Origin of the sequence: Halorubrum halodurans, from assembly GCF_002252985.1 — an archaeon.
Taxonomy (GTDB): Archaea; Halobacteriota; Halobacteria; order Halobacteriales; family Haloferacaceae; genus Halorubrum; species Halorubrum halodurans.
Genome location: NZ_NHPJ01000035.1, coordinates 1 through 19,853, shown reverse-complemented (window position 1 = coordinate 19,853; position 19,853 = coordinate 1). Strand labels below are relative to the sequence as shown.

Genomic DNA, 19,853 nt, shown 5'->3' with positions numbered 1-19,853 from the left:
TCGCCGACCGGATCGCGGGGATCGTCACCCGTCGGGTGCTGCCCGCGGTCGCGGCGGGGCGCGCGGAGGCGTTCGGCGCGGCGGTCGCGTCGGTGGGGCGGCTCAACGGCGCGTGGTACGCCGACGAGCAGGGCGGCGTCTACCGGCCGCCGGTCGGCGACGTGGTCGCGTCGCTGTCGGCGTCGCCGGCGGTGTTCGGGGCGGGGCAGTCCTCCTGGGGGCCGGCCGTCTATGGGGTCACCGACGCCGACCGCGCCGACGCGGCCGCGGAGGCCGGCGAACGCGCGCTCGAGGCGGCCGGCGTCGCCGGGGGCGTCGCCGTCGTCCGGGCCGCGAACGAGGGCGCGCGGGTTCGTGGCGGGCCGGGCGGTTCGGACGGCTCGGGGAGTCTCGCTCGCGACCGCGACGAGGGACAACACTAAGCGGGGCCGCATCCCGTACCGTGGTATGTCGAGTGTCCCGTTCGGCGTCGCCCGACTGGATTCGATCCTGGACGGCGGCGCGCCGCCCGGAAGCGTGGTGCTGCTCGCCGGGGAGTCGGGAGCCGGCGCGCGGGAGTTCCTCTACACGAGCGCGGCGATGAACGCCCTCGGGCGGACCGACGAGGAGCTCTTCGACCTCTACTACGGCGACCTCCCCGGCGACGCGGCGGTCCCGCCGGCGGTCCACTACCTCTCGTTCACCGCCGACGAGGCGGCGCTGACGAGGGAGATGGAGTACACGCTCGCCGAGGAGGTCGTCGACGCCGCCGTCGAGGGGATCGCGTTCCGCGACCTCTCGCCGGAGTTCTTCCAGCTCAGCCCGATCCCGCGGGAGTGGTACGAGGGCGAGACGACGACGATCGCGGATCTGGGCGACCACGGACGCTACGACGACGTGCTCACCGCCTTCGGCGACTACCTGACCGAGCACGCCGCCGGCAACGTGGTCTGTATCGACTCCGTGACCGACCTCGTCTCCGCCGCCTCCGACGACATGGAGTGGAGCGACATCGCGATGGTGATGAAGGGGCTGAAGAAGGCCGCCACCCGGTGGGAGGGGCTGATCCTGGTGTTGGTCAACCAGGACGCGCTCACCGACCGCGAGTTCGGGACGCTGATGGACGCCGCCGGCGGCACCCTCCAGTTCGCCTGGGAGAGCGGCGGCTCGAAACGCGCCCGCACCATGTTCGTCCGGGAGTTCCGCGGCGTCCTCTCGCGGCTCGAGGCCGAGAACATCGTCCGGTTCGAGACGGAGGTCCACGACGGCGGCTTCGACATCAGCGACGTCCGGAAGATCCGGTGAGCGGTCGGGCGATCGCGGCGAAACCGGCCGAGCGCGGCGGAACCGGCCGGGGGCGGCGGAACGGGAGCGGGCACGGGTGGATCACGGCGACGACGCGGCCGCCGCGAGTATCGATCCGGAGAACCACGCGGCAGGTTACTTATGTCTCGCCGCCGAACGTGGCGTAGATGCAGAGGGTATCGCGATGAGCGACTCCGCCGGCGGGGGGGACGGCGCGGACGCCGCGGACCCAGGGAGCGACGGCCGCGGCGTGGCGAGCGTCGACGGGCTCGGCAGTGACCTCGCCGAGATCCGGTCGGCGATCGCCGACCTCCGGGAGACGACCGACCGGCTGGAGGGGTCGGTGGGATCGGCGCGCTCGGAGGTCGAGTCGCTCCGCTCGTCGGTCGACGAGGACGTCGAGGACCTCCGTGAACGCTTCGTCCGGCTCTACCGCGACCTGGAGGGGAAAGCGGAGGCGGACCACGACCACCCCGAGACGACCGAGCGGCTGGAGGCGGTCGCGGCCGACGCGGCGAGCGTCGCCGAGGGACTCGACGCCGTGGAGACCCGCGTCGAGTCGCTCGAAGACGCGCTCTCCAGGCTCGACGGGACGGTGACGGCGGTCGAGAGCGAGGTCGACGGGATCGACGGCCGCGTCGCGACCGTGGAGGGAGACCTCTCCGACGCGGCGGACCGGCTCGTCGACGCCGAAGCCCGGCTCGACGGCGCCGAGGACCGCCTCGAGGACCTGGCCGCGGCCGGCGAGGACCGGTCGGAGAAGCTCTCGCGGGTCGCGAGCGCGGTCGTCCGCGCACAGCGCGAGATCCGTGCGGTTCGACGCGAGCGCGCCGACCGCGATCGGCTCGACGCCATCCTCCGGTCGGCGAACCGACACGGGGTGAAGAAGGCCGACTGCGGCGGCTGTGGGAACACCGTTCGCCTCTCGCTGCTCTCGACCCCGGAGTGTCCCTACTGTGAGTCCCGGTTCGACGACCTCGACCCCGCGGAGCGGTTCTACCGTCGCTCGACGCTGCCGGTCGACGACAGGCCGGCGCTCGAGGGCGACGTGGATTCGAACGCGCGCGGCGACGGGCGCGGCGGCGGGCGGTCCGCCCGCGACGGGGAGGCGATCGACCGCGACGCCGACGACGTCCGCGAACACGCTCGGGGCGGACGATGAGCGGCGGATCCGACGACGATCACGACGGAGACGGCTTCAGCTGGGGAGGCGACCTGAACGAGACGGACGCCCCGGACGAGACGGACGGCCTGAACGAAACGCACGGCCCGGACGAGACGGACGACCTGAACGAAACGCACGGGATCGAGGCGGATCCGTTCGCGGAGCTCGACGCCGGGGACGGGTTCTCGGAGGCGGACGGCGACCCGTTCGAGCGGATGGAGGTCGACGAGGTCGACGTCGACGGCGTCTGGGACGCGCTGGAGGAGGACGCCGTCGACGGCGGCCTCGGCGTGGACGCGACGTTCACGGAGCCGGACCCCCACGAGCCGATCGACCACGTCGTCGACAAGCGGACGTACTGTCACCGCTGTCCGCACTTCTCGGAACCGCCGGAGACCGCCTGTACGTACGAGGGGGCGTCGATACTCGAGGTGATCGGCTTCGAGGAGTTCCGCGTCCGCGACTGTCCGATGGTGACCGACGACGGCCCGCGGTTCGACCGCCACGGGCGGTTCGAGGAGTGACCCGCGGACGGCCGCGATCAACGGGGATCATAAGGGCGTCCGGGGCGTATCCGGAGGAGATGCAGTTCTGTGACGACTGCGGCTCGATGATGGTCTCGCGGGACGGCGTGATGGTGTGTCGAAACGACGACTGCGGGGCGACGACCGAGCGCGACGAGGCGCTCGCCGAGCGGTTCGAGTCGACGACCGAACAGACCGGCGAGGAGGTGATCGAGACGGAGGAGGGCGCGAACTTCGAGGGGAAACCCACCGCCACCGACGTCGTCTGTGAGGCCTGCGGCCACGGCGAGGCGTGGTACACGATCAAACAGACCGGCGCGGCCGACGAGCCGCCGACGCGATTCTTCAAGTGCAAGGAGTGCGGCCGCCGCTGGCGCGGGTACAACTGAGCCCGATGCGCGCGCGACGCCGTCGCCTCCTCGCGGCCGTTCCGGTCCTCGCGGCCGGCGGGTTCCTCGTCGGGCGCGCCCTCGGGTTCTGGCGGCTCCGGCTGGCGGTCGGCCGGCTGCTCGCGCTGTTGCCCGACGCCGTCCCGACCCACGTCCGGGTGTTGCCGCCGCCCGACGACGAGTACGCCGGCACCCTGCCGCACACGCCGGCGGAGACTCGCGAGCGGCTGCCGGAGTGCGGCTTCTCCGAACTCGTCCGCGCGTACTTCCACGCGTACGACCGCGACGGGGAGACGGTCCACGAGGTCGGCAGCTTCGTCCACCGGCCCGAGGGGATCACCGGCGACTGGCAGGTCCACGTCCGGCTGTTTCCGGCCCCGGACGGCGCGACGGAGGTGTGGGCACACTGGGAGCCGAACCCGTACGTCGCGCCCCTCGCGCACCTCCGGATGGAGGGGTACGACCCCGCCCGCGGCGAGCGGCTGGCCGCCGAGCTGATCGACGGGCTGCGGTGAGACGGGTTCCGGACGGGGCCCCGAGCTACTCCTCTCCACGGAGCCACCGACCGAACGCCTCGGCGACGGGCTCTGCGGCGTCGCCGGCGCGGCCGACGAGGAAGTGGTCGGCGTCGAGCTCGACGACCTCCAGACCCAGCTCCCGCGCCCGCTCGACGACCGGCTCCCAGTCGACGGTCGCGTCCCGGTTCGCGTACACGATCCGGACGCTCGCGCCCCGCGCCGCGAGGTCGTCGAGCGCGGCGACCGCGTCGATCTCGCTCGCGAGCCGGTCGGTCGGCGCGAGCGCGCAGACGCCGGCGAGCTTCGGTCCGCTCGCGGCCGCGACGAGCGCGACGGTGCCGCCGAAGGAGTAGCCGAAGAGCCCGACCCGCGCGTAGCGATCGAGCGCCCAGCCGACGGCGTTGTCCGCGTCGGTACACTCGCCGTATCCCTCGTCGTACGCGCCGTAGTCGAACCGGAGACAGTCGATCCCGCGGTCAGTGAGCGCGTCGCTCGCGGCGACGAGGCGCTCGTCGCCGCGGTGGCCCCCGTGACGCGGGTGCGGCGGGCAGGCGACGACGACCGCCTCGGATCGGGTGTCGTCGCCCGCGGCGGCGTCCAGGGTCGCGCGAACGTCGCGGCCGCCGGGGATCAGGACGGTATCGCTCATGGAACGGTGTCGCTCATGGAACGGCGTCGCTCGCGGTCGGATCCCCTTCAGGGGACCTGCGTCACGCGGTCGACGCCGTCGAGGTCGGCCAGGTCGTCGGCGAGCGCCGCCTGATCGACGCCGGCCTCGTAGTAGAACACCACGTCGAAGGTACCCTCGCGCAGGAGCTGTTGGCACTCCCAGACGAACGCCTCCTCGTCGAGGGTGCGTCCCTGGAACTGGTTCGAGGAGAAGTCGGCGTCGTCGTTACCCGCCTCGATGTACGTCTCGCCCTTCCCGGCGTGGTCGGCGATGACCTCGTTGGCGTCGACGGTGAGCTCGTGCATCTCGAGGTCCTCCTGTCCGGACAACTCCGTGTGGACGATACAGCCGACGAGATCGATGTCGCCGGGTTCCAGGAGTGCCTTCGTCCGTTGGTAGAGGTCCGACTCCAGGGTCTCGCTCATGCCCGATCGTTCGGTTCCGACGCTAAACGAGTGACGGTTCCGGCGCGACGCCGGACCCGTCCTGCCGGGTCGCCCGCTACCGCGCCCGACCCAGCGGATCCTGCCGCCACCCGGTCCGATCCCGCGGAGTCTCCCGCCGGCTCACTGTACCCAGACGGTCTTCCGGTTCACGAACTCCTTGATGCCCGCCTCCGAAAGCTCCCGGCCGAACCCGGAGATCCCGACGCCGCCGAACGGCACCCGCGGGTCGGAGGCGACGACGCGGTTGACGTAGACGCAGCCCGCGTCGATCTCGCGGGCGAGCCGCTCGCCGCGCTCCCGGTCTGTCGTCCAGACGCTCGCGCCGAGCCCGAACCGGGTGTCGTTGGCCCGCTCGATCGCCTCCGCCTCGTCGTCGACGCGGAAGACGGCCGCCACGGGACCGAACAGCTCGTCCTCGGCGGCCGGGGCGTCGTCCGGGACGTCCGTCAGCACCGTCGGCGGGTAGAACGCTCCGTCGCGGTCGAGCGGCGCCCCGCCCGTCTCGAGGGTCGCGCCCGCCTCGACGCTCCGTTCGACCTGGTCGTGGAGCTCCGCCATCAGGTCGGCGCTGGCCTGCGGCCCCACGTCGGTGTCGCGGTCGGTCGGGTCGCCCACGGTCAGCGCTTCGGCCCCCTCGACGAGCCCCGAGACGAACTCGTCGTAGACGTCGTCGTGGACGACGAAGCGTTTCGCGGCGATACACGACTGCCCGGAGTTCTGGTTGCGCGCCCAGACGCCCTCCTCGATCGTCGTCTCCAGGTCGGCGTCGTCGAGGACGACGAACGGGTCGCTGCCGCCGAGCTCGAGGACGGACTTCTTGATCCGCTTTCCGGACGCGGACGCGACCGCGCTCCCGGCGGGGCCGCTGCCCGTGAGCGTCGTCGCCTTCACCCGGTCGTCGTCGATGGCGTCCTCGACGAGGTCCGAGGGGACGAGGAGCGTCTGGAAGGCGTCCTCGGGGAAGCCGGCGTCGCGGAGCACCTCTTCGATGGCGAGCGCGCAGCCGGGGACGTTCGAGGCGTGTTTCAGCAGGCCGACGTTGCCGGCGACGAGGTTCGGCGCGGCGAAGCGGAACACCTGCCAGAACGGGAAGTTCCACGGCATCACGGCGAGGACGGGTCCGAGCGGCTCGTAGGAGGTCTTGACCTCCGATCCGGGCGGGCTCGGGTGGTACTCGTCCTCGAGGTAGGCGCTCGCGAACTCGGCGTAGTGGTCACACACCCACGCGCACTTCTCGATCTCGCCTTCCGCCTGCTCGATCGGCTTGCCCATCTCCCGCGTCACGAGTTCGGCGTACTCGGACTTCCGCTCGCGGAGGATCTCGGCCGCGGCGACGAGCAGCTCCTCGCGTTCGCGTCGTGGGCGCTCGCGCCAGGAGTCGAAGGCCGCCTCCGCGCGGTCCAGCGCGTCCGCGACGTCCGCCGCGTCGTCCTCCTCGTACGTCTCGACCGTCTCGCCGGTCGCGGGATCGACCACGTCCATGGGCGGAGATCCCGGCCCCCGCACCTATGCCTTTCCATGGGAACCGAGGAGGAATAATTAAATAAAGTTTCTATTCTCGGGTAGATCGGTGCTAGTGAAACATAAATCAGTTACTCCACGCCGATCGCCCGGTTCGATCACCTATATAGCAGTAATAGCAACGACCTTTTAGCGAACGGACGGAGGTGCGGAACACGATGCCCTCCATCAGCCGGCGCGCACTTCTGGCGGGTACGGGCGCGGTACTCGCTCCCCTGGGCGGCTGTACGGCTCCGGGTTCATCCTCGAAGCAGAGCACGGGAGAGTCCGCCCCGCACTGGGTGAAGACGTATCTCGGCGACCGTGAGGAGAGCCACCGCGTTACGGTGACGATCACGAACGAGGGCGGTGACGTCCTTTTCGAGAAGCGGTACCGGCTCTCGGACGGGAACGAGGCTGACGAGGACGCGACGTTCCCGGCGTCGACCGACCCCGAAACGGTCGTCGTGGCCGTTGACGGAGCCCGGTTCGAACGCGACTGGCCCGGCGTCGCCCAGCCGGCGCTTCCCTGCGACGGCCCGAACGAGACCGGCATCGAGATCCACGTGGAGAACGATCGGGACGGATCACCGGGCGTTCGGCTCGAAGCGGACTGTCAATCGATCGCCGAAGGGTGACGTCACGCCGGGCGACGACGGGCGGGCCGATCGAGCGGAGCGTTCGGGCGGGGTTTCAATATCGCCGACGAACTGGGAACGAACACGAGAAACGATGACGGAGGACCGCTCGGCTGCGGACGTGTTTCGCCTTCTCGCCGACGACACACGAGTTGACGTTCTCCGCGCCGTCGCTGTGACACAGCATGAGCTCGAGGGGGTCGGGTCGGGGGCGGCCGAACTCGCCTTCTCGGAGATCTACGACGAGGTCGACGTGGAGAACACGTCCAAGCTGTCGTACCACCTCGGAGAGCTCACGGGGGTCTATCTCCGGAAGGGCGACGACGGGTACTCGCTTTCACACGCCGGAGAGCGCATCGTTCGGTTCATCCTGTCGAGGAATTACGAGCAACCGGAGTCGTTCGGACCCGTATCGGTCGAGGGACGGTGCGTCTTCTGCGGCGGGGAGGCGCTGGAGGCGAAGCGCTCGCATCAGTTCCTCCGGATCGACTGTACGGCCTGTGAGAAACAGGTTACGGGACAGCCGATCACGCCCGCACAGGTCAGGACGCGGGACGGCGAGTCGCTCGTACGGAGCATCAAGCTACGCAGCGCGGAGGACGCCGGGCAGATCCGGCGGGGGATGTGTCCGGAGTGTGGGGCACGTCCGTCCGTCGAGGTGAGTGCGGTGCCCGAGAGTCCGTTGCCCGACGCTGATCCGTACGTGGTGACGAGTACGTGTGAGGAGTGTCTCCGGGAGTACAACAGCCCGTTGACCTACAGCGTCGTCCACCACCCGGCCTCGATCGCCTTCCATTGGGATCGCGGCGTCGACGTGACGGCGCGGGGCGTCTGGGAGTTCCACGAACGCCTCTACAAGGGCTGCTGGACGTCCGAACGGACGTCGTCCGACCCCGAAGAGTACGAAGTCGTGTTGCGCCACGGCGACGACGCGGTTCGACTCCGCCTCGACTCGACCGCGACGGTGGTGGGGACGGAGCGCGTGCGAGGCGCGAGCGGCGAGTTTCGGCCGTCCTGACAGAACCGTTACGAAAGCGGCGTTGAGCGGACGGGGGTGCTCGTCGTGCCGTTCTCCGATCGTCGGTGCCGGACGCGGAGCATCGCGGATCTCCGCTCAAATCGAGTTTTGAAGCGGATCCGACAAATTATAAGAAATCCGATGTTTTTATCGGCGTCGGCGGCCCGACTCACGCTCGCGGTCGACGGAGCTTCCACACATGCGATCGAGCGATTCCCACGACACGACGGGCCAGGAGCATCGAACACCCGGCGAGAACGCCGATCGACGGCGGGCAGTACGGCGACGATCGAAATCGGCCGACGAGATCGCCGACGCGTACGCGGACGTGGCGGACGAACTGGCACGGTGGCGAGGGCTCGAGCGGCCGTTCGTCGGTCGGTATCGTCGCCGCCAGTTCGGGCAGGCGAGCGGGCGGGTCCTCGACGTCGCCTGTGGCACCGGACGGAACTTCCGCCACCTCCCGTCAGCGAGCGAGGTCGTCGGGGTCGACGTCAGCGACGAGATGCTCGCCCACGCCCGCAGCGAGCTCGACGGACTCGATCTGAGCGGCACGGTTCACCGGATGGACGCCCAGGCGCTCGATCTCCCGGACGACAGCTTCGACGCCGTCATCTCGTCGTTCTCCACGTGTACGTTCCCCGATCCGGTCGCCGCGCTCCGGGAGATGGAGCGGGTCTGTACCCCCGACGGGAGGATCCTGCTGCTTGAACACGGGCGCAGCGACGTCGCGCCGCTCGCCTGGCTTCAGGACCGGCGTGCCGACTCCCACTACGAGAAGAACGGCTGCCGGCTGAACCACGAGCCGCTGGAGACCGTGGAACGGGCCGGACTCCCGGTCCGGAACGCATCGACCGCGTCGTTCGGTCTCGTCGTCGCCATCGACGCGACCCCGAGGTGAATCGTGATCCCACGGACACGCTGGCGACGCCACGGCCCTACCGCCCGGCTACGCGACCACCCCACCCACACCCGTTCGGACTGATGACACGATCGCGACTCTCCACGACGGACGATCGCGCCGCTAGAACCACGAGACGGTCGTTCCTCGCCGGACTCGCCGGCCTCGGACTCGCCGGGCCCGGAACCGCGGCCGGTCGAACGGACGCCGCGACGACCTCCCGGAGCACCGACTCACGGCCGGACGAGGGCACGTTCACCGACGCGAACGAACTGGAAGCGGTCGTCGACCGGGCCATCGACGAACGGATCGGGACGACGACGCCCGGAGCCACCGTCGCCGTCGTCACCGGAGACGACCCCGTTCTCGTCAAGGGGTACGGCGCTGCGGACGTCGATACCGGCGTTCCGGTTCGGTCCGACGAGACGGCGTTCAGAGTCGGGTCGGTCGGCAAGCTCGTGACCTACACCGCCGTCATGCGGGGCGTCGAACGGGGCGTGCTCGACCTCGACGCCGACGTCAACTCGTATCTCGGCGACTCCGCCGTCACGGTTCCGGCCACGTACGACGATCCCGTGACGCTCCGACATCTCGGCACGCACACCGCGGGGTTCGAATCCGCGCTCGATCCGGACGTCGTCGCCGATCCGGGGGCTCTCGACTCGCTGGAGGCGTTACTCGCCGGTCAGCAGCCGGCGCGCGTCCGGCCGCCCGGAGAACTCGTCGGGTACTCGAACTACGGCGCGGCGCTCGCCGGCCACGTCGTCGCCGAGGTCCACGACACGACGTTCGAGGAGCACGTTCAGGCGGAGATCCTCGACCCGCTCGGTATGGTTCACAGCACGTTCGCCCAGCCCGTCCCGTCGGACCGGCCTGGCGACCTCGCCACGCCACACGTCCGCGACGGTGACTCGTTCCTGACGGCCGACGACGTGTACATCAACATGCGTCCAGCGGGTTCGTTGAGCGCGACGGCGACGGACATGGCGGCGTTCATGCGTGTACACCTCGGCGACGGCGCAGTCGGCGACACGCGGATCCTCGGCCCGGACGCCGTCGCGGCGATGCACAGCCGCCACCACGTCCGTCACCCGGCGGTCACGAATTGGCGGTACGGGTTCCACGAGTACGGGGACCCCGAGGTCGACCTCATCGGCCACTCGGGAGCGACGGTCGACTTCGCCAGCTATCTCCTGCTCGCCCCGGACGCCGACGTCGGCATCTTCGTCGCGTTCAACAGCAACCCGAGCGAGGGTCCGAAAGCGGTCGTCGACGAGATCGTCGCGGAGTACGGACTCCAGCCAGCGCCGACGACGCCGACGCCGACGTCGAGAGCGGGCGGTCGGGAACGCGCCGAAACCGTTGCCGGCGAGTACGGTCCCACGTATCTCCCGCGGAGCGGGCCCCTCCACGTCGTCGACCTGCTCGAACGCCTGACCGTCGAGCCCGCAGCCGACGGCCGCCTTCGGACGACGACCATCGAAGGAGACGCTCGACGGTGGGTCGAGACCGAGCCGTACGTGTACGAGGAGGTCGGCGGTCACGACGTCCTCGCCTTCGAGGTCACGGACGGGGAGGTGGACGTGCTGAACGTGAGCAGCGAGCCTACCGGGGTCTACCGGCCCGTTCCGTTCCACGAACGCCGGATCGTCGCCGGCGGCGTCCTCGGGACGGCGCTGTCGGGCTTCGGTCTCTCGCTCGTCTGCCGAGGCGGACACGGCGCGTGGCGGCGGTCGAAGCGGCGTCGGACCGACGAGGGAGCCGGCACGGAGGCCGCCGAATGACGGACCGGGACGTCCCGCAACGACGAGCCGAACGGCAGCACGGGGGCGACGAGCGAGGCGGGTTCACGCACGGCGGGAGACGTCGATCGACGAGCGCGTCGTGGCTCGCCCGTGCGGCGGGCGTCGGCCTGAGTGCCGTCTCGATCGGATTCGTCCTACTCCTCGTCTTCGTCCTCGAGACCGGCGGCGAGCGCACGCTCTTCACGCGACCCCTGCCGATGCGGATCGCGCTCGCGCTCCCGTATCTCGTCGGTGCCCTCACGCTCGGGACGACCGTCGGGGCGTTGTCGGCGTGGCGGTACCGCTACTGGTCGCTTGTCGCACGTATCCACCAGACGGTACTGGCACTACTGGGTCTCGTGTTCACCTGGCAGCTCTCGACGCTGGGATTCCTGCCGTCGTGAGTGCTCCCCGAGCCTGCCGGAGATCGCGGGCCGAACGCTGCCGATCGGCGTGAGAAGAACGGACGTCTCGGCGGAGCCGAACCAACGCGACACGTCGGAACCGGTTCGATCCGCTTGGATTCGGAACGCCGTCGCGGTGCACGCTCCTGCGTCAAGGGTCACTCTCGGCGACAGCTCGCTCGGTGATACGGGCTTCCGTGGCGGGGAAACCTCGTGTGGCCGAGGAGCGCGTGAGACACCCCGTCCGTTATCGACTAGGTGCGGAGGAAGGAACGGACCTCTTCCGAGACGCGTTCCGGCGCTTCGCCCGGACCGCTGTGGCTTACACCATCGAACTCGACGAGGCGACTGTGCGGAAGCGCCTCGTGAACCTCGCGAGCGCTCTCGCGCAGGAAGTCCGGTCCGTTCGTGCCGGTCATCACGAGCACGGGTGCCTCGACGTCGAGGCCGGCGGGGAGCCGGTACCGTTCGACGGCACGATTCATCCGGACGACTTCCTCGGCGAGGTCGACGCAGTCCGGCCAGACCGGCCACTCGGCGAGCCACGTATCGAGATCGTCGATGCCGTCGGGGTGGAGGACCTGCTCGACGTAGCGTTTCACGGCCTCCCGACGTTCGCCGTCGTCGACGAGCGTGGCCATCCGGTCAGCGAGGTCGGCCTCCGTTCGGTAGCCGTCGGGGAGGACCGCCGGTTCGTACGCGAGGACCGCGTCGACCGCCGTACCCGTCGCAGCTTCGATCGCCGTCAGCGCGCCGTAGGAGTGACCGAACAGGATCGGGTCGCCGTCGACGGCATCGGCGAGCGTTCGGACGTACCGTACCTCCCGGTTCAGCACCTCGTCGGCGCCGATCGCCGCCGGATCCTCGAGACACGTGCCGAATCCCGGCCGCTGCGGGACCACGACCCCGTACTCGTCGAAGTACGGTCGGACCGGCTGCCAGTATTGTCTGGGAGCCATCCCGCCGTGGAGGCAGATCAGCGGCTGCCCGTCGCCGTGTCGTTCGTAGGCTATCCCGGTACCATCGACGGACCGTGTCGTCACCATGCGGATCCGTGTTCGAAGGCGACAGGGCTAAGCCGCACTCTCAGTCATTGGGCCGTTTAGGTATCGAGAGGAGCGGACGAGTCACCGAGGAGTGGCACGGCATACTCGGGGGGCTTCTCCTCGCGGTCGAGTCTTCAACACTCCCATTAACGCCGGCATCAACCGTCGCGTATGAGGCTCGTCGCCGAATTCGAGATCCGCTGTGACGCCCTTCCGCTCGTCGAGGTAGCAGCGACGCTGCCCGAGACGACGCTGATCCTCGAACTACAGTTCAACCACGGGGGACGCCCCCTGTTTCTCGTCACCGTGACGGACGGGTCCGACCGGGAGGTCGCGAACGCGCTTTCCGACGCCTACGACGTCAACGAATGGACGCTCGTCGGGGAGGCCGGCGACACGCGTCGGTACCAGGTACTGCCGGCGCTCAGTTTCGAGGAACAACTCGGCGATCACGTCGACGACCTCGCGGGGCTCGAGGCGCTCGCGACGGCGGACGCGATCATCGAGCGGATCGAGGTGTTACCGAACGGTTGGCGACAGACGGGGTGGTTTGCCGACCGAGACGCGTTCGACGAGTTCTCGACGTTCTGGCGACGGAACGCCGATTTCAGCTTGTCTCGTCTCACCCGTGACGGGGAGTCCAAACCGCCCGGCGACGGGCTAACCGATCACCAACAGGAGGCGCTCCGGACGGCGTACGAGATGGGCCATTTCGAGATCCCGCGGCAGGCGTCACTGGAAGAAGTCGCCACGGAGCTGGGCATCTCTGCGTCGTCGCTCTCCGAGCGGCTGCGCCGGGCCGAGACGCGGCTCATCGAGGAGACGGTGGCGACGGCGTGGCCGCCCCTCCCCGAGTGAACCGCGACGCGTCGGACCGGGTGCGCATTTAAACGGCCGGACGGTTGAGAGACAGCGGTTCCCCGGTCCCGCCCGTACGACGGAACGCACGATGCAGACGGTCACGTCCGCCGACGGTACCAGTATCGCGTTCGAACGACACGGAGAGGGACCGCCGGTGATCCTCCTTCACGGCGGCTCCTCTCCCGAGTATTGGAAACCGATCGTTCCCCGATTCGCCGACGATCATACCGTCATCGTTCCCCATCGCCGCGGAGTCGGCGAAAGCGGCGACTCCGCGGAGTACAGCCTCGACCGCGGAGTCGAGGACGTCCGTGCGGTCATCGACGCGGTGGACGGATCGCCGGTTCTGTTCGGGCACTCGTTCGGCGGTCTGCTGGCGGTCGAAACCGCTCGAACCGCCTCGGTCGAGAAGCTCGTCGCGTACGAACCGGCAGTCCTCGTCGGCGAGTACAGACGGCAGGCCGACCTCGCGTCACGGATGCAGGCCCGAATCGATAACGGAGACCGCCGACGGGCGATGAAGTTCTACGTTCGCGAGGTCATACACGGCGGCGATATCGACGATCTCGACGGGTGGCTCGCCGAGTGGCCGCCGTGGCCGGACATCGTCGCGCTGACCGAAAACGTCGTCCGGATCAACCGCGCCATCGAACGGTACCGACTCCCCGAGTCCCTGGACGTCGACGCGCCGTCGCTCCTGTTGACCGGAACCGAGGGGCCGCCCCACCTTCGGGACGGCATTCGGGCGGTCGACGAAGCCCTTCCGGACGGCGAGTTCGTCGAGTTCGAGGGCGTCGGTCACGGCGGGCCGACGGAGGCACCGGACCGCGTCACCGCCCAGGTGCGCTCCTTCATCGACGAGAAGGCGGCTTCTGTCCCGAACGGTGACGATTAGAGCCGGATCTCCCTCGTAGCTGTCGTTCCGACGCCGCGTCGAACCATCCGCTGACGAGTACAGTACTCGGCCCGGAGACGGGTCGGTACCGGTAGCAGTCATCGGAGAGCGAAGGACCCACGCGATGTCCACCGGTAACACCACGGATCGAAACGCGACGCCGGACCGAAACGCGGAGCTCGCGTTCGTGGTGAGCGGCCACGCAGTGTCGTTCGCGCTTTCGTTTCCCCCGCGGTTCCCGTGCGCCGTCGAGCGTTCCCTCTCGCCGGTCGGTCAGTGCCGTGGCTCCGGATCTCGAGCCGGCCGCTATCCCCGAAGACGGGCGATCGTCTCCTCGCCGGACCCCTCGACGTCGACGAGCCCGTCCTCTGCCAGGTCCGAAAGCAGCCCGCGGAGCCACTCCCGCCCGTGCTCCCCGTCGGGCGTGTAATCCACGCGGATCCGGTGGCCGAGCGCGTCCAGCGCCATCTCGTCGTGTTCGCCGAGGAGTCGAACGATCCGGCCCCGGAACTGTCGCCGGCTCCCCTCGAAGCTCGGCTGGGTGGGCACGTCGGGCGCGGTGAAGTCGCCGGTCCGGTAGGCGTGACACCACTCGCGCCACGGACAGCCGGCCTCGTCACAGCGCGGCTTCTGCCCGCAGGCGACGCCGCCGAGCTCCATGATCGCGTTGTTCCAGAGCCGGGAGTCGCCGTCGGGCATGAGACGGGAGGCGACCCGCTCGAAGGCCCCGTCGTCGTCGGGAACGTCGAAGGCGCGGTGGAGCACGCGTTTCACGTTGGTGTCGACGACCGCGTCGCCGTCGTTGAACGCGAACGACGCCACCGCGTTGGCGGTGTAGGGGCCGACGCCCATCAGCTCCTGAAGCTCCTCCGGGGAGTCGGGAAACGCCCCGCCGTACTCGGTTTCGACCTGCGTCGCCGCCTCGTGGAGGTACGTCGCGCGGTTGTTGTAGCCGAGCGAGTGGTCCGACCAGAAGGCGACCACGTCGCTCCGGTCGGCGGCGGCGAGGTCGGCCGCGGTCGGCCAGCGCTCGAGGAAGTCCTCCCACGCGGGGACGACCCGGTCGAGCTGGGTCTGCTGGCTCATCACCTCGCTGACGAGGATCGCGTAGGGGTCCGTCGTCCGCCGCCAGGGGAACTCGCGGTGGTCCGCCTCGTACCACTCGCGGAGCGCGTCGCGGACCGCCTCGAGATCCGCAGGGAGGGAGGGAGCGTCGCCGTCGGCGAGCCCGGAACCGGCGACGTCGTCGGCGTCGGTCATACGCCCCGTCGGGCGGCGGGCGGTTTATCCGTGGTGGTCCGACTCGCCGGCCGGTGCGTTCCTCAGGCGACGTCCTCGATCGCGGCCGTCAACAGCTCACAGCCGAGCTCGATCTCGCGCTCGGTGACGTCGAGCGGCGGGAGGATCCGGATCACCTTCCGGCCGCACGCGAGGGTGAGAAGCCCGTGCTGGACCGCCCGGTCGACCACCTCGTCGCGCCGGTCCGTCGTGTCGAACTCGACGGCGAGCATCAGCCCCTTGCCGCGCACGTCGACGACGCCCTCGGGGTCGGCGTCGCGCATGACCTCGAGGAACTGTCGGCCGCGTTCGCTCGCGTTCTCCATGAGGCCCTCCTCGCGGATGGCGTCGATCGTGAGCGACCCCTGGAGCGCGCCGACGACGTCGCCGGCCCCCCACGTCGAGGAGATACGGCCGGTCTCCTCGGGGAAGACGTCCGAGCGGGAGACGGTCGCGCCGACGCGGAGTCCCTTCGCGCTCGTGATCACGTCGGGCTCGATCGCGTAGTTGTCCGCGCCCCACATCTCGCCGGTACGGCCGAGCCCGGACTGGATCTCGTCGGCGATGAGGGTGATGTCGTGCTCCTCGACGAGGTCGGCGATCTCGTCGGTGAACGCCTCGGAGGGGAACCGGTAGCCGCCCTCGCCCTGGATCGGCTCCATGATGAGGTACGCCACCTCGTCGGGGTCGATGTGGCCGGCCTTCGGGTCGAGCTTCTCGCGCAGCTTGGACTCGCCGTCGGCGAAGAAGCCGCACGAGCAGGTGTCCGCCGAGCAGGTCCGGTCGTCACAGTAGGGCACGTCGTGGACGCCGCTCATCTCGGGGAAGTCCCGGCGGTAGACGGACTTCGAGCGGTTGAGAGACAGCGCGCCGAGGGTGCGGCCGTGGAACGCCCCCTCGAAGGTGATCGCGTACTTCGCGCCGTCGGCGTCGTCGTAGGAGATCTTGATCGCGTTCTCGACCGCCTCCGCTCCCGAGTTCGAGAGGAAGACGGTGTCCATGTCGTAGTGGGAGGTGATATCCGTGAGCCGGTCCATGAGGTCGGCGGGGCCGGGCGTCGCCTCGCCCGGCGGCTTGCCGTCGGAGACGTAGAAGTCCTGGCCCGCGATCTTCGTCGGGTCGACGACCCCGAACTCCTCGAGCGGTTCGGTGATGAGCGGGTTGTTGTACCCGAGCGGCGCGGCGGCGACGTGGCTCGTGAAGTCCATGAGGACGTTGCCGTCGACGTCGGTACAGAAGGGACCCGTCGCGGGCGCGGTGCGGTCCCAGACGAACTCGTAGACGTAGGTGCTCGGTGCCGCCGATCGGTGGTGGTAGTCGACCCACTCCTGGGCTCGCTCGCCGGGGAACTCGGTCACTTCGGGTGTTACCGTGTCACGGTCCATACGCTCGCGTGCATCCCGACCGCGAAAAAGGAGGGGGCTACCATGGGAGGAAGGTTCGTGAAGAACGTGTCCACGTCCCGCCCGACCGACCCCGTCAGTGCTCGATGTACGTGGTCTCCCACTCCGTGCGGGCGTCGATCTCGCGCCGCCCGCGCCGGGTGAGCGTGTAGTAGTTCGTCCGTCGGTCGCGTTGCCCCTTCTCGACGAGGCCCTTCTCGACGAGCGTGTCCAGGTTCGGGTAGAGCCGACCGTGGTGGATCTCCTTCTCGTAGTAGTCCTCCAGCTCGTCCTTTATCGCCAATCCGTGCGGCTCCTCGAGGCCGGCGATGACGTAGAGCAAGTCGCGCTGGAAACCCGTGAGGTCATACATGCTGGTGCGCGGACATATACGTGGAAAATAAATAAATATACCGTTACATGGAACCCCGAATACGGAGCCATCGGACACGTACCGCGGTGAAGTACTCCGTTCGGTACTGTCAACTGAAATACGATGATCGCCGGATCGGCACGCGTTTTCGACGCCACATTCGTGTCATAGAATGTATAGGAACGAACAGACACGCGGTCGTCGAGGTCTCGAGGGGTCACCGGCGACTCGTCGGCCGATGTCGAGTCGGCGGACGCCGCGTCGTCGAGCCGACGGCTCGGCGGTCGATCCGTCGAGAACGAACGCGGGCCCCGCGCGGAAAAAAGCCGCGCGAGGCGAGCGTTCGAGATTGGTCCCCGCTGACGCTTCGGCCCTCCAGACGAAGCGTCACCCGACTGTACCGGGTTGATACTAATAAACCTATCGAGCCCGACTCACATGTGTTCCTCCTCCAACACCCAGCCGAGCGCGCGCTTGTAGTGAGTGAACAGCTCCTCGACGCCGCGGTGGGACATCTCCTCGTCGGCCAACTCCTCGCACAGGAACTCGTACTGCTCGCGGACCTCCTCTTCCGAGCGCATGTCGAGGGGTAAGGGGGGCCGACTCAAAGGGTTGTGGTCGCCGTCGATCGGCGGTTCCGATCGGATCGGTCGCCCGCGAGCGACACGCCTATACGGCGACCGGGGATACTGGGTGGAACGATGGACGATCGGACGCGCGAGTACCTTCGGGGGCGGTTCCGCGACTACTACCGGGGGGTCTCGCTGTCGCCGCCGCCGGACGCACACCTCCGCGAGTGGGGACACATCCCGTGGACGCCGGGGTCGGGCACGACGATGGTCCGCCACCAGTCGACGTACGACCTGGGGGACCTCGACACGTTCTTCGCCGACAACGCCCCCCGACACGCCTACTTCTCGGCCGCGCGATACGACGATCCGGGCGCGTCGACCATGTCGAAGAAGGGGTGGCGCTCCGCCGACCTCGTCTTCGACCTCGACGCCGACCACCTCCCCGGAACCGACCCGGAGGCGGCGACGTACCGGGAGATGCTCGCGGCGTGTAAGGAGGCCCTCCTGCGGCTGCTCGACTTCCTCGAGAACGACTTCGCGTTCGAGGACCTCACGGTCGTCTTCTCCGGCGGACGCGGCTACCACGTCCACGTCCGCGACGAGTCGGTCCGGGAGCTGGGCAGCGAGGCCCGACGGGAGGTCGTCGACTACGTCCGCGCGATAGACCTCGACGCCGACGGGCTGATCCGCACCGTCTCCGACCGCGGAACGCCGAAGCGCGTGCTCCGGACCGAGGGCGGCTGGGGCGCGCGCGTCCACGAGGCGCTCGTCGAGTACGCCGACGACCTCCGCGAGATGGACGACGCGGACGCCCGCGAGCGGCTCATGGAGCTCGACGGGATCGGCGAGGGCCGCGCCGAGACGATCCTGGGCGCGTTCGACCGCAATCCGGACGCGGTCCGCGAGGGCAACGTCGAGGCCGGGGGGCCGGGCGTGCGCCGGCTCGTCTCCGCGCTCGCCGCCCGCGTGGCCGCGACCGACGCCGCCCCGATCGACGAGCCGGTGACGACCGACACGCGCCGGCTCATCCGCCTCCCCGGAACGCTCCACGGCGGGTCGGGGCTCGTCGTCACGCCGATCGACCGCGACGAGCTCGACGCGTTCGACCCGCTTCGGGACGCGGTGCCCGACCGCTTCGCCGGCCGCGACATCCGGGTCGAGACCGACGCGGACGCGACGGTAGAGTTAAACGGCAAGAGGGTCACACTCCAAGCCGGCGAGAACACCGTACCCGAGTTCGCGGGCGTCTTCTTGATGGCCCGCGGCGAGGCGCGGAAGGCCCCCGAACGATGAACCTGGACGAACTGCGCTCGGTACAGGCGAAGGAACGCCGCAAGGACAGCCTCCAGCACCTGCGGGACGCCTTCTACGACGACGTGGCCGCCTACGTCGCCGACCTGCGTGCCGCGCGCGACCGGCGCGCGGAGCAGGTGGACGACCCCTTCTCCGACGACGACGTCCGGCGGATGTCCGACGAGCTCGAGACGGCCGAGGAGGTCGCGGAGGCGCTGTACGAGCGCCGCGTCGGCAAGGTGGTCAAGCTCGCGTCGTTCGCGGCGGCGGACATGTCCGTCGACACCGAGGGGATGACGACCGAGGAGCGCGCGCTCTTCGACGACCTCGTCGCGCGGATCCGCGCGAACAAATCTGAGGTCCTCGCGACGCTGGCCGGCGACGTGCCGCCCGCGGGGGACGGCGAGTCGGCAGACACGCCCGACGCGTCCCCCACCGCATCCGATGTGGCCGACACGTCCGCTACACCCGACACGCCCGACGCGTCGGCGGATCCGGGATCCGCCGGCGGGATCGACCGGCGGGACGCGACCGACGCCGTCCCGCCGGAGGCCGACTCGCAGTCCCCGCCTGGAGGGGACGATCCGGTCCCCTCGGCGGGCGAGGGGTCGCCCGCGCCGGAGGCCGACCCGTCGGCGGCCTCGGACGTGCTCGCCGGCGCGATGGGCGGCGATCCCGCGAGCGCGACCGACGACGGGTCGCCGTCGGACCCACGCGACCCGGTCGGCTCGACCGACTCCGCGACCGACGCCGAACCCGGCGCCGCGAGCACCGACGGCGGCCCGACGCCCGTGGAGCCCGACCCCGCCCCGCCGGGCGCGCCGGACGTGGCCGATCCGCCCGGCGGGGAGCCGGCGTCGACGGCGAGCGGGCCGCCCCCGACCGAGACGGACGCGTCGGCGTCGGCCGACG

General features: G+C 69.7%; 22 protein-coding genes and 1 pseudogene. 15 read left to right on the top strand and 8 right to left on the bottom strand.

Annotation, left to right across the window (positions count from 1 at the left end):
* The 6 genes and pseudogenes from DJ70_RS03180 to DJ70_RS03155 all read left to right on the top strand — a co-directional run.
* Positions 1–422: pseudogene (locus tag DJ70_RS03180) on the top strand (beta-ribofuranosylaminobenzene 5'-phosphate synthase family protein); the annotation flags it as partial.
* A gap of 25 nt (positions 423–447) precedes the next feature.
* The gene (locus DJ70_RS03175) at positions 448–1,284 is read left to right on the top strand and encodes an RAD55 family ATPase (protein ID WP_094530069.1); all 837 of its coding nucleotides are present in this window, start codon (positions 448–450) and stop codon (positions 1,282–1,284) included.
* 184 nt (positions 1,285–1,468) lie between these two features.
* The gene (locus tag DJ70_RS03170; RefSeq protein ID WP_094530067.1) at positions 1,469–2,446 is read left to right on the top strand and encodes a hypothetical protein; all 978 of its coding nucleotides are present in this window, start codon (positions 1,469–1,471) and stop codon (positions 2,444–2,446) included.
* Complete coding sequence (locus DJ70_RS03165) at positions 2,443–2,973, top strand: hypothetical protein (RefSeq protein ID WP_094530065.1); 531 nt, start codon at positions 2,443–2,445, stop codon at positions 2,971–2,973. The genes DJ70_RS03170 and DJ70_RS03165 overlap by 4 nt, the downstream gene beginning before the upstream one ends.
* 59 nt (positions 2,974–3,032) lie before the next feature.
* Positions 3,033–3,362, top strand: a complete 330-nt coding sequence (locus DJ70_RS03160; protein WP_094530063.1) for a transcription factor S — start codon at positions 3,033–3,035, stop codon at positions 3,360–3,362.
* Positions 3,363–3,367: 5 nt separating this feature from the next.
* The gene (locus DJ70_RS03155; protein WP_094530060.1) at positions 3,368–3,877 is read left to right on the top strand and encodes a hypothetical protein; all 510 of its coding nucleotides are present in this window, start codon (positions 3,368–3,370) and stop codon (positions 3,875–3,877) included.
* A 25-nt stretch (positions 3,878–3,902) separates the two neighbouring features.
* On the opposite strand, the gene DJ70_RS03150 is transcribed toward DJ70_RS03155, so the two are convergent.
* From DJ70_RS03150 to DJ70_RS03140, 3 genes are all read right to left on the bottom strand, one after another.
* Complete coding sequence (locus DJ70_RS03150) at positions 3,903–4,529, bottom strand: alpha/beta hydrolase (protein WP_094530058.1); 627 nt, start codon at positions 4,527–4,529, stop codon at positions 3,903–3,905.
* A 47-nt stretch (positions 4,530–4,576) separates the two neighbouring features.
* On the bottom strand, positions 4,577–4,975 hold the full coding sequence (locus DJ70_RS03145) for a DUF5778 family protein (protein ID WP_094530056.1): 399 nt from the start codon (positions 4,973–4,975) through the stop codon (positions 4,577–4,579).
* A 141-nt stretch (positions 4,976–5,116) separates the two neighbouring features.
* Positions 5,117–6,478: an NAD-dependent succinate-semialdehyde dehydrogenase gene (locus DJ70_RS03140; RefSeq protein ID WP_094530054.1), complete on the bottom strand. Its 1,362-nt coding sequence runs from the start codon at positions 6,476–6,478 to the stop codon at positions 5,117–5,119.
* 197 nt (positions 6,479–6,675) lie between these two features.
* Between DJ70_RS03140 and DJ70_RS03135 the strand changes: the two genes are divergently transcribed.
* From DJ70_RS03135 to DJ70_RS03115, 5 genes are all read left to right on the top strand, one after another.
* Positions 6,676–7,134 carry a hypothetical protein gene (locus DJ70_RS03135; protein ID WP_218827783.1) on the top strand — a complete coding sequence of 153 codons (459 nt, stop codon included), beginning with the start codon at positions 6,676–6,678 and terminating at the stop codon, positions 7,132–7,134.
* A 94-nt stretch (positions 7,135–7,228) separates the two neighbouring features.
* Positions 7,229–8,152: a winged helix-turn-helix domain-containing protein gene (locus DJ70_RS03130; RefSeq protein WP_094530050.1), complete on the top strand. Its 924-nt coding sequence runs from the start codon at positions 7,229–7,231 to the stop codon at positions 8,150–8,152.
* A 199-nt stretch (positions 8,153–8,351) separates the two neighbouring features.
* Positions 8,352–9,053 carry a class I SAM-dependent methyltransferase gene (locus DJ70_RS03125; protein ID WP_094530048.1) on the top strand — a complete coding sequence of 234 codons (702 nt, stop codon included), beginning with the start codon at positions 8,352–8,354 and terminating at the stop codon, positions 9,051–9,053.
* Positions 9,054–9,136: 83 nt separating this feature from the next.
* On the top strand, positions 9,137–10,837 hold the full coding sequence (locus DJ70_RS03120) for a serine hydrolase domain-containing protein (RefSeq protein WP_094530046.1): 1,701 nt from the start codon (positions 9,137–9,139) through the stop codon (positions 10,835–10,837).
* Positions 10,834–11,241 (top strand): hypothetical protein, encoded by a 408-nt coding sequence (locus DJ70_RS03115; protein ID WP_094530045.1) that lies wholly within the window; start codon positions 10,834–10,836, stop codon positions 11,239–11,241. Before DJ70_RS03120 ends, DJ70_RS03115 begins: the two co-directional genes overlap by 4 nt.
* A 254-nt stretch (positions 11,242–11,495) precedes the next feature.
* Here the strand turns inward: DJ70_RS03115 and DJ70_RS03110 are convergent, their stop codons facing one another.
* Positions 11,496–12,287, bottom strand: a complete 792-nt coding sequence (locus DJ70_RS03110) for an alpha/beta fold hydrolase (RefSeq protein ID WP_094530043.1) — start codon at positions 12,285–12,287, stop codon at positions 11,496–11,498.
* 171 nt (positions 12,288–12,458) lie between these two features.
* Between DJ70_RS03110 and DJ70_RS03105 the strand changes: the two genes are divergently transcribed.
* The gene (locus DJ70_RS03105) at positions 12,459–13,145 is read left to right on the top strand and encodes a helix-turn-helix domain-containing protein (RefSeq protein WP_094530041.1); all 687 of its coding nucleotides are present in this window, start codon (positions 12,459–12,461) and stop codon (positions 13,143–13,145) included.
* 91 nt (positions 13,146–13,236) lie between these two features.
* Entirely contained in the window at positions 13,237–14,043 is an 807-nt protein-coding gene (locus DJ70_RS03100; RefSeq protein ID WP_094530040.1) for an alpha/beta fold hydrolase, read from the top strand.
* Between the two features lie 306 nt (positions 14,044–14,349).
* On the opposite strand, the gene DJ70_RS03095 is transcribed toward DJ70_RS03100, so the two are convergent.
* The 4 genes from DJ70_RS03095 to DJ70_RS17180 form a co-directional block, all read right to left on the bottom strand.
* Complete coding sequence (locus DJ70_RS03095; RefSeq protein ID WP_094530038.1) at positions 14,350–15,303, bottom strand: A/G-specific adenine glycosylase; 954 nt, start codon at positions 15,301–15,303, stop codon at positions 14,350–14,352.
* Between the two features lie 62 nt (positions 15,304–15,365).
* The gene (locus DJ70_RS03090) at positions 15,366–16,706 is read right to left on the bottom strand and encodes an aminotransferase class III-fold pyridoxal phosphate-dependent enzyme (protein ID WP_094530036.1); all 1,341 of its coding nucleotides are present in this window, start codon (positions 16,704–16,706) and stop codon (positions 15,366–15,368) included.
* Positions 16,707–16,800: 94 nt separating this feature from the next.
* On the bottom strand, positions 16,801–17,076 hold the full coding sequence (locus DJ70_RS03085) for a PadR family transcriptional regulator (RefSeq protein WP_066411259.1): 276 nt from the start codon (positions 17,074–17,076) through the stop codon (positions 16,801–16,803).
* 434 nt (positions 17,077–17,510) lie between these two features.
* On the bottom strand, positions 17,511–17,657 hold the full coding sequence (locus DJ70_RS17180) for a hypothetical protein (RefSeq protein ID WP_179233942.1): 147 nt from the start codon (positions 17,655–17,657) through the stop codon (positions 17,511–17,513).
* 120 nt (positions 17,658–17,777) lie between these two features.
* Between DJ70_RS17180 and priS the strand changes: the two genes are divergently transcribed.
* The gene (priS, locus tag DJ70_RS03080; protein ID WP_094530034.1) at positions 17,778–18,941 is read left to right on the top strand and encodes a DNA primase small subunit PriS; all 1,164 of its coding nucleotides are present in this window, start codon (positions 17,778–17,780) and stop codon (positions 18,939–18,941) included.
* Positions 18,938–19,853 (top strand): hypothetical protein (locus DJ70_RS03075; protein WP_179233941.1); only part of this gene is annotated, 916 nt, incomplete at its 3' end. The genes priS and DJ70_RS03075, both read left to right, overlap by 4 nt.

Excerpts from the sequence above, each read along its gene's own strand:
- DJ70_RS03145 (WP_094530056.1), bottom strand. The coding sequence starts at position 4,975 with ATGAGCGAGACCCTGGAGTCGGACCTCTACCAACGGACGAAGGCACTC.
- DJ70_RS17180 (WP_179233942.1), bottom strand. The coding sequence starts at position 17,657 with ATGCGCTCGGAAGAGGAGGTCCGCGAGCAGTACGAGTTCCTGTGCGAG.
- DJ70_RS03085 (WP_066411259.1), bottom strand. The coding sequence starts at position 17,076 with ATGTATGACCTCACGGGTTTCCAGCGCGACTTGCTCTACGTCATCGCC.
- DJ70_RS03150 (WP_094530058.1), bottom strand. The coding sequence starts at position 4,529 with ATGAGCGATACCGTCCTGATCCCCGGCGGCCGCGACGTTCGCGCGACC.
- DJ70_RS03110 (WP_094530043.1), bottom strand. The coding sequence starts at position 12,287 with ATGGTGACGACACGGTCCGTCGATGGTACCGGGATAGCCTACGAACGA.
- DJ70_RS03165 (WP_094530065.1), top strand. The coding sequence starts at position 2,443 with ATGAGCGGCGGATCCGACGACGATCACGACGGAGACGGCTTCAGCTGG.
- DJ70_RS03125 (WP_094530048.1), top strand. The coding sequence starts at position 8,352 with ATGCGATCGAGCGATTCCCACGACACGACGGGCCAGGAGCATCGAACA.
- DJ70_RS03140 (WP_094530054.1), bottom strand. The coding sequence starts at position 6,478 with ATGGACGTGGTCGATCCCGCGACCGGCGAGACGGTCGAGACGTACGAG.
- priS (WP_094530034.1), top strand. The coding sequence starts at position 17,778 with ATGGACGATCGGACGCGCGAGTACCTTCGGGGGCGGTTCCGCGACTAC.
- DJ70_RS03100 (WP_094530040.1), top strand. The coding sequence starts at position 13,237 with ATGCAGACGGTCACGTCCGCCGACGGTACCAGTATCGCGTTCGAACGA.
- DJ70_RS03120 (WP_094530046.1), top strand. The coding sequence starts at position 9,137 with ATGACACGATCGCGACTCTCCACGACGGACGATCGCGCCGCTAGAACC.
- DJ70_RS03135 (WP_218827783.1), top strand. The coding sequence starts at position 6,676 with ATGCCCTCCATCAGCCGGCGCGCACTTCTGGCGGGTACGGGCGCGGTA.
- DJ70_RS03095 (WP_094530038.1), bottom strand. The coding sequence starts at position 15,303 with ATGACCGACGCCGACGACGTCGCCGGTTCCGGGCTCGCCGACGGCGAC.
- DJ70_RS03105 (WP_094530041.1), top strand. The coding sequence starts at position 12,459 with ATGAGGCTCGTCGCCGAATTCGAGATCCGCTGTGACGCCCTTCCGCTC.
- DJ70_RS03175 (WP_094530069.1), top strand. The coding sequence starts at position 448 with ATGTCGAGTGTCCCGTTCGGCGTCGCCCGACTGGATTCGATCCTGGAC.
- DJ70_RS03115 (WP_094530045.1), top strand. The coding sequence starts at position 10,834 with ATGACGGACCGGGACGTCCCGCAACGACGAGCCGAACGGCAGCACGGG.
- DJ70_RS03160 (WP_094530063.1), top strand. The coding sequence starts at position 3,033 with ATGCAGTTCTGTGACGACTGCGGCTCGATGATGGTCTCGCGGGACGGC.
- DJ70_RS03170 (WP_094530067.1), top strand. The coding sequence starts at position 1,469 with ATGAGCGACTCCGCCGGCGGGGGGGACGGCGCGGACGCCGCGGACCCA.
- DJ70_RS03090 (WP_094530036.1), bottom strand. The coding sequence starts at position 16,706 with ATGGACCGTGACACGGTAACACCCGAAGTGACCGAGTTCCCCGGCGAG.
- DJ70_RS03155 (WP_094530060.1), top strand. The coding sequence starts at position 3,368 with ATGCGCGCGCGACGCCGTCGCCTCCTCGCGGCCGTTCCGGTCCTCGCG.
- DJ70_RS03130 (WP_094530050.1), top strand. The coding sequence starts at position 7,229 with ATGACGGAGGACCGCTCGGCTGCGGACGTGTTTCGCCTTCTCGCCGAC.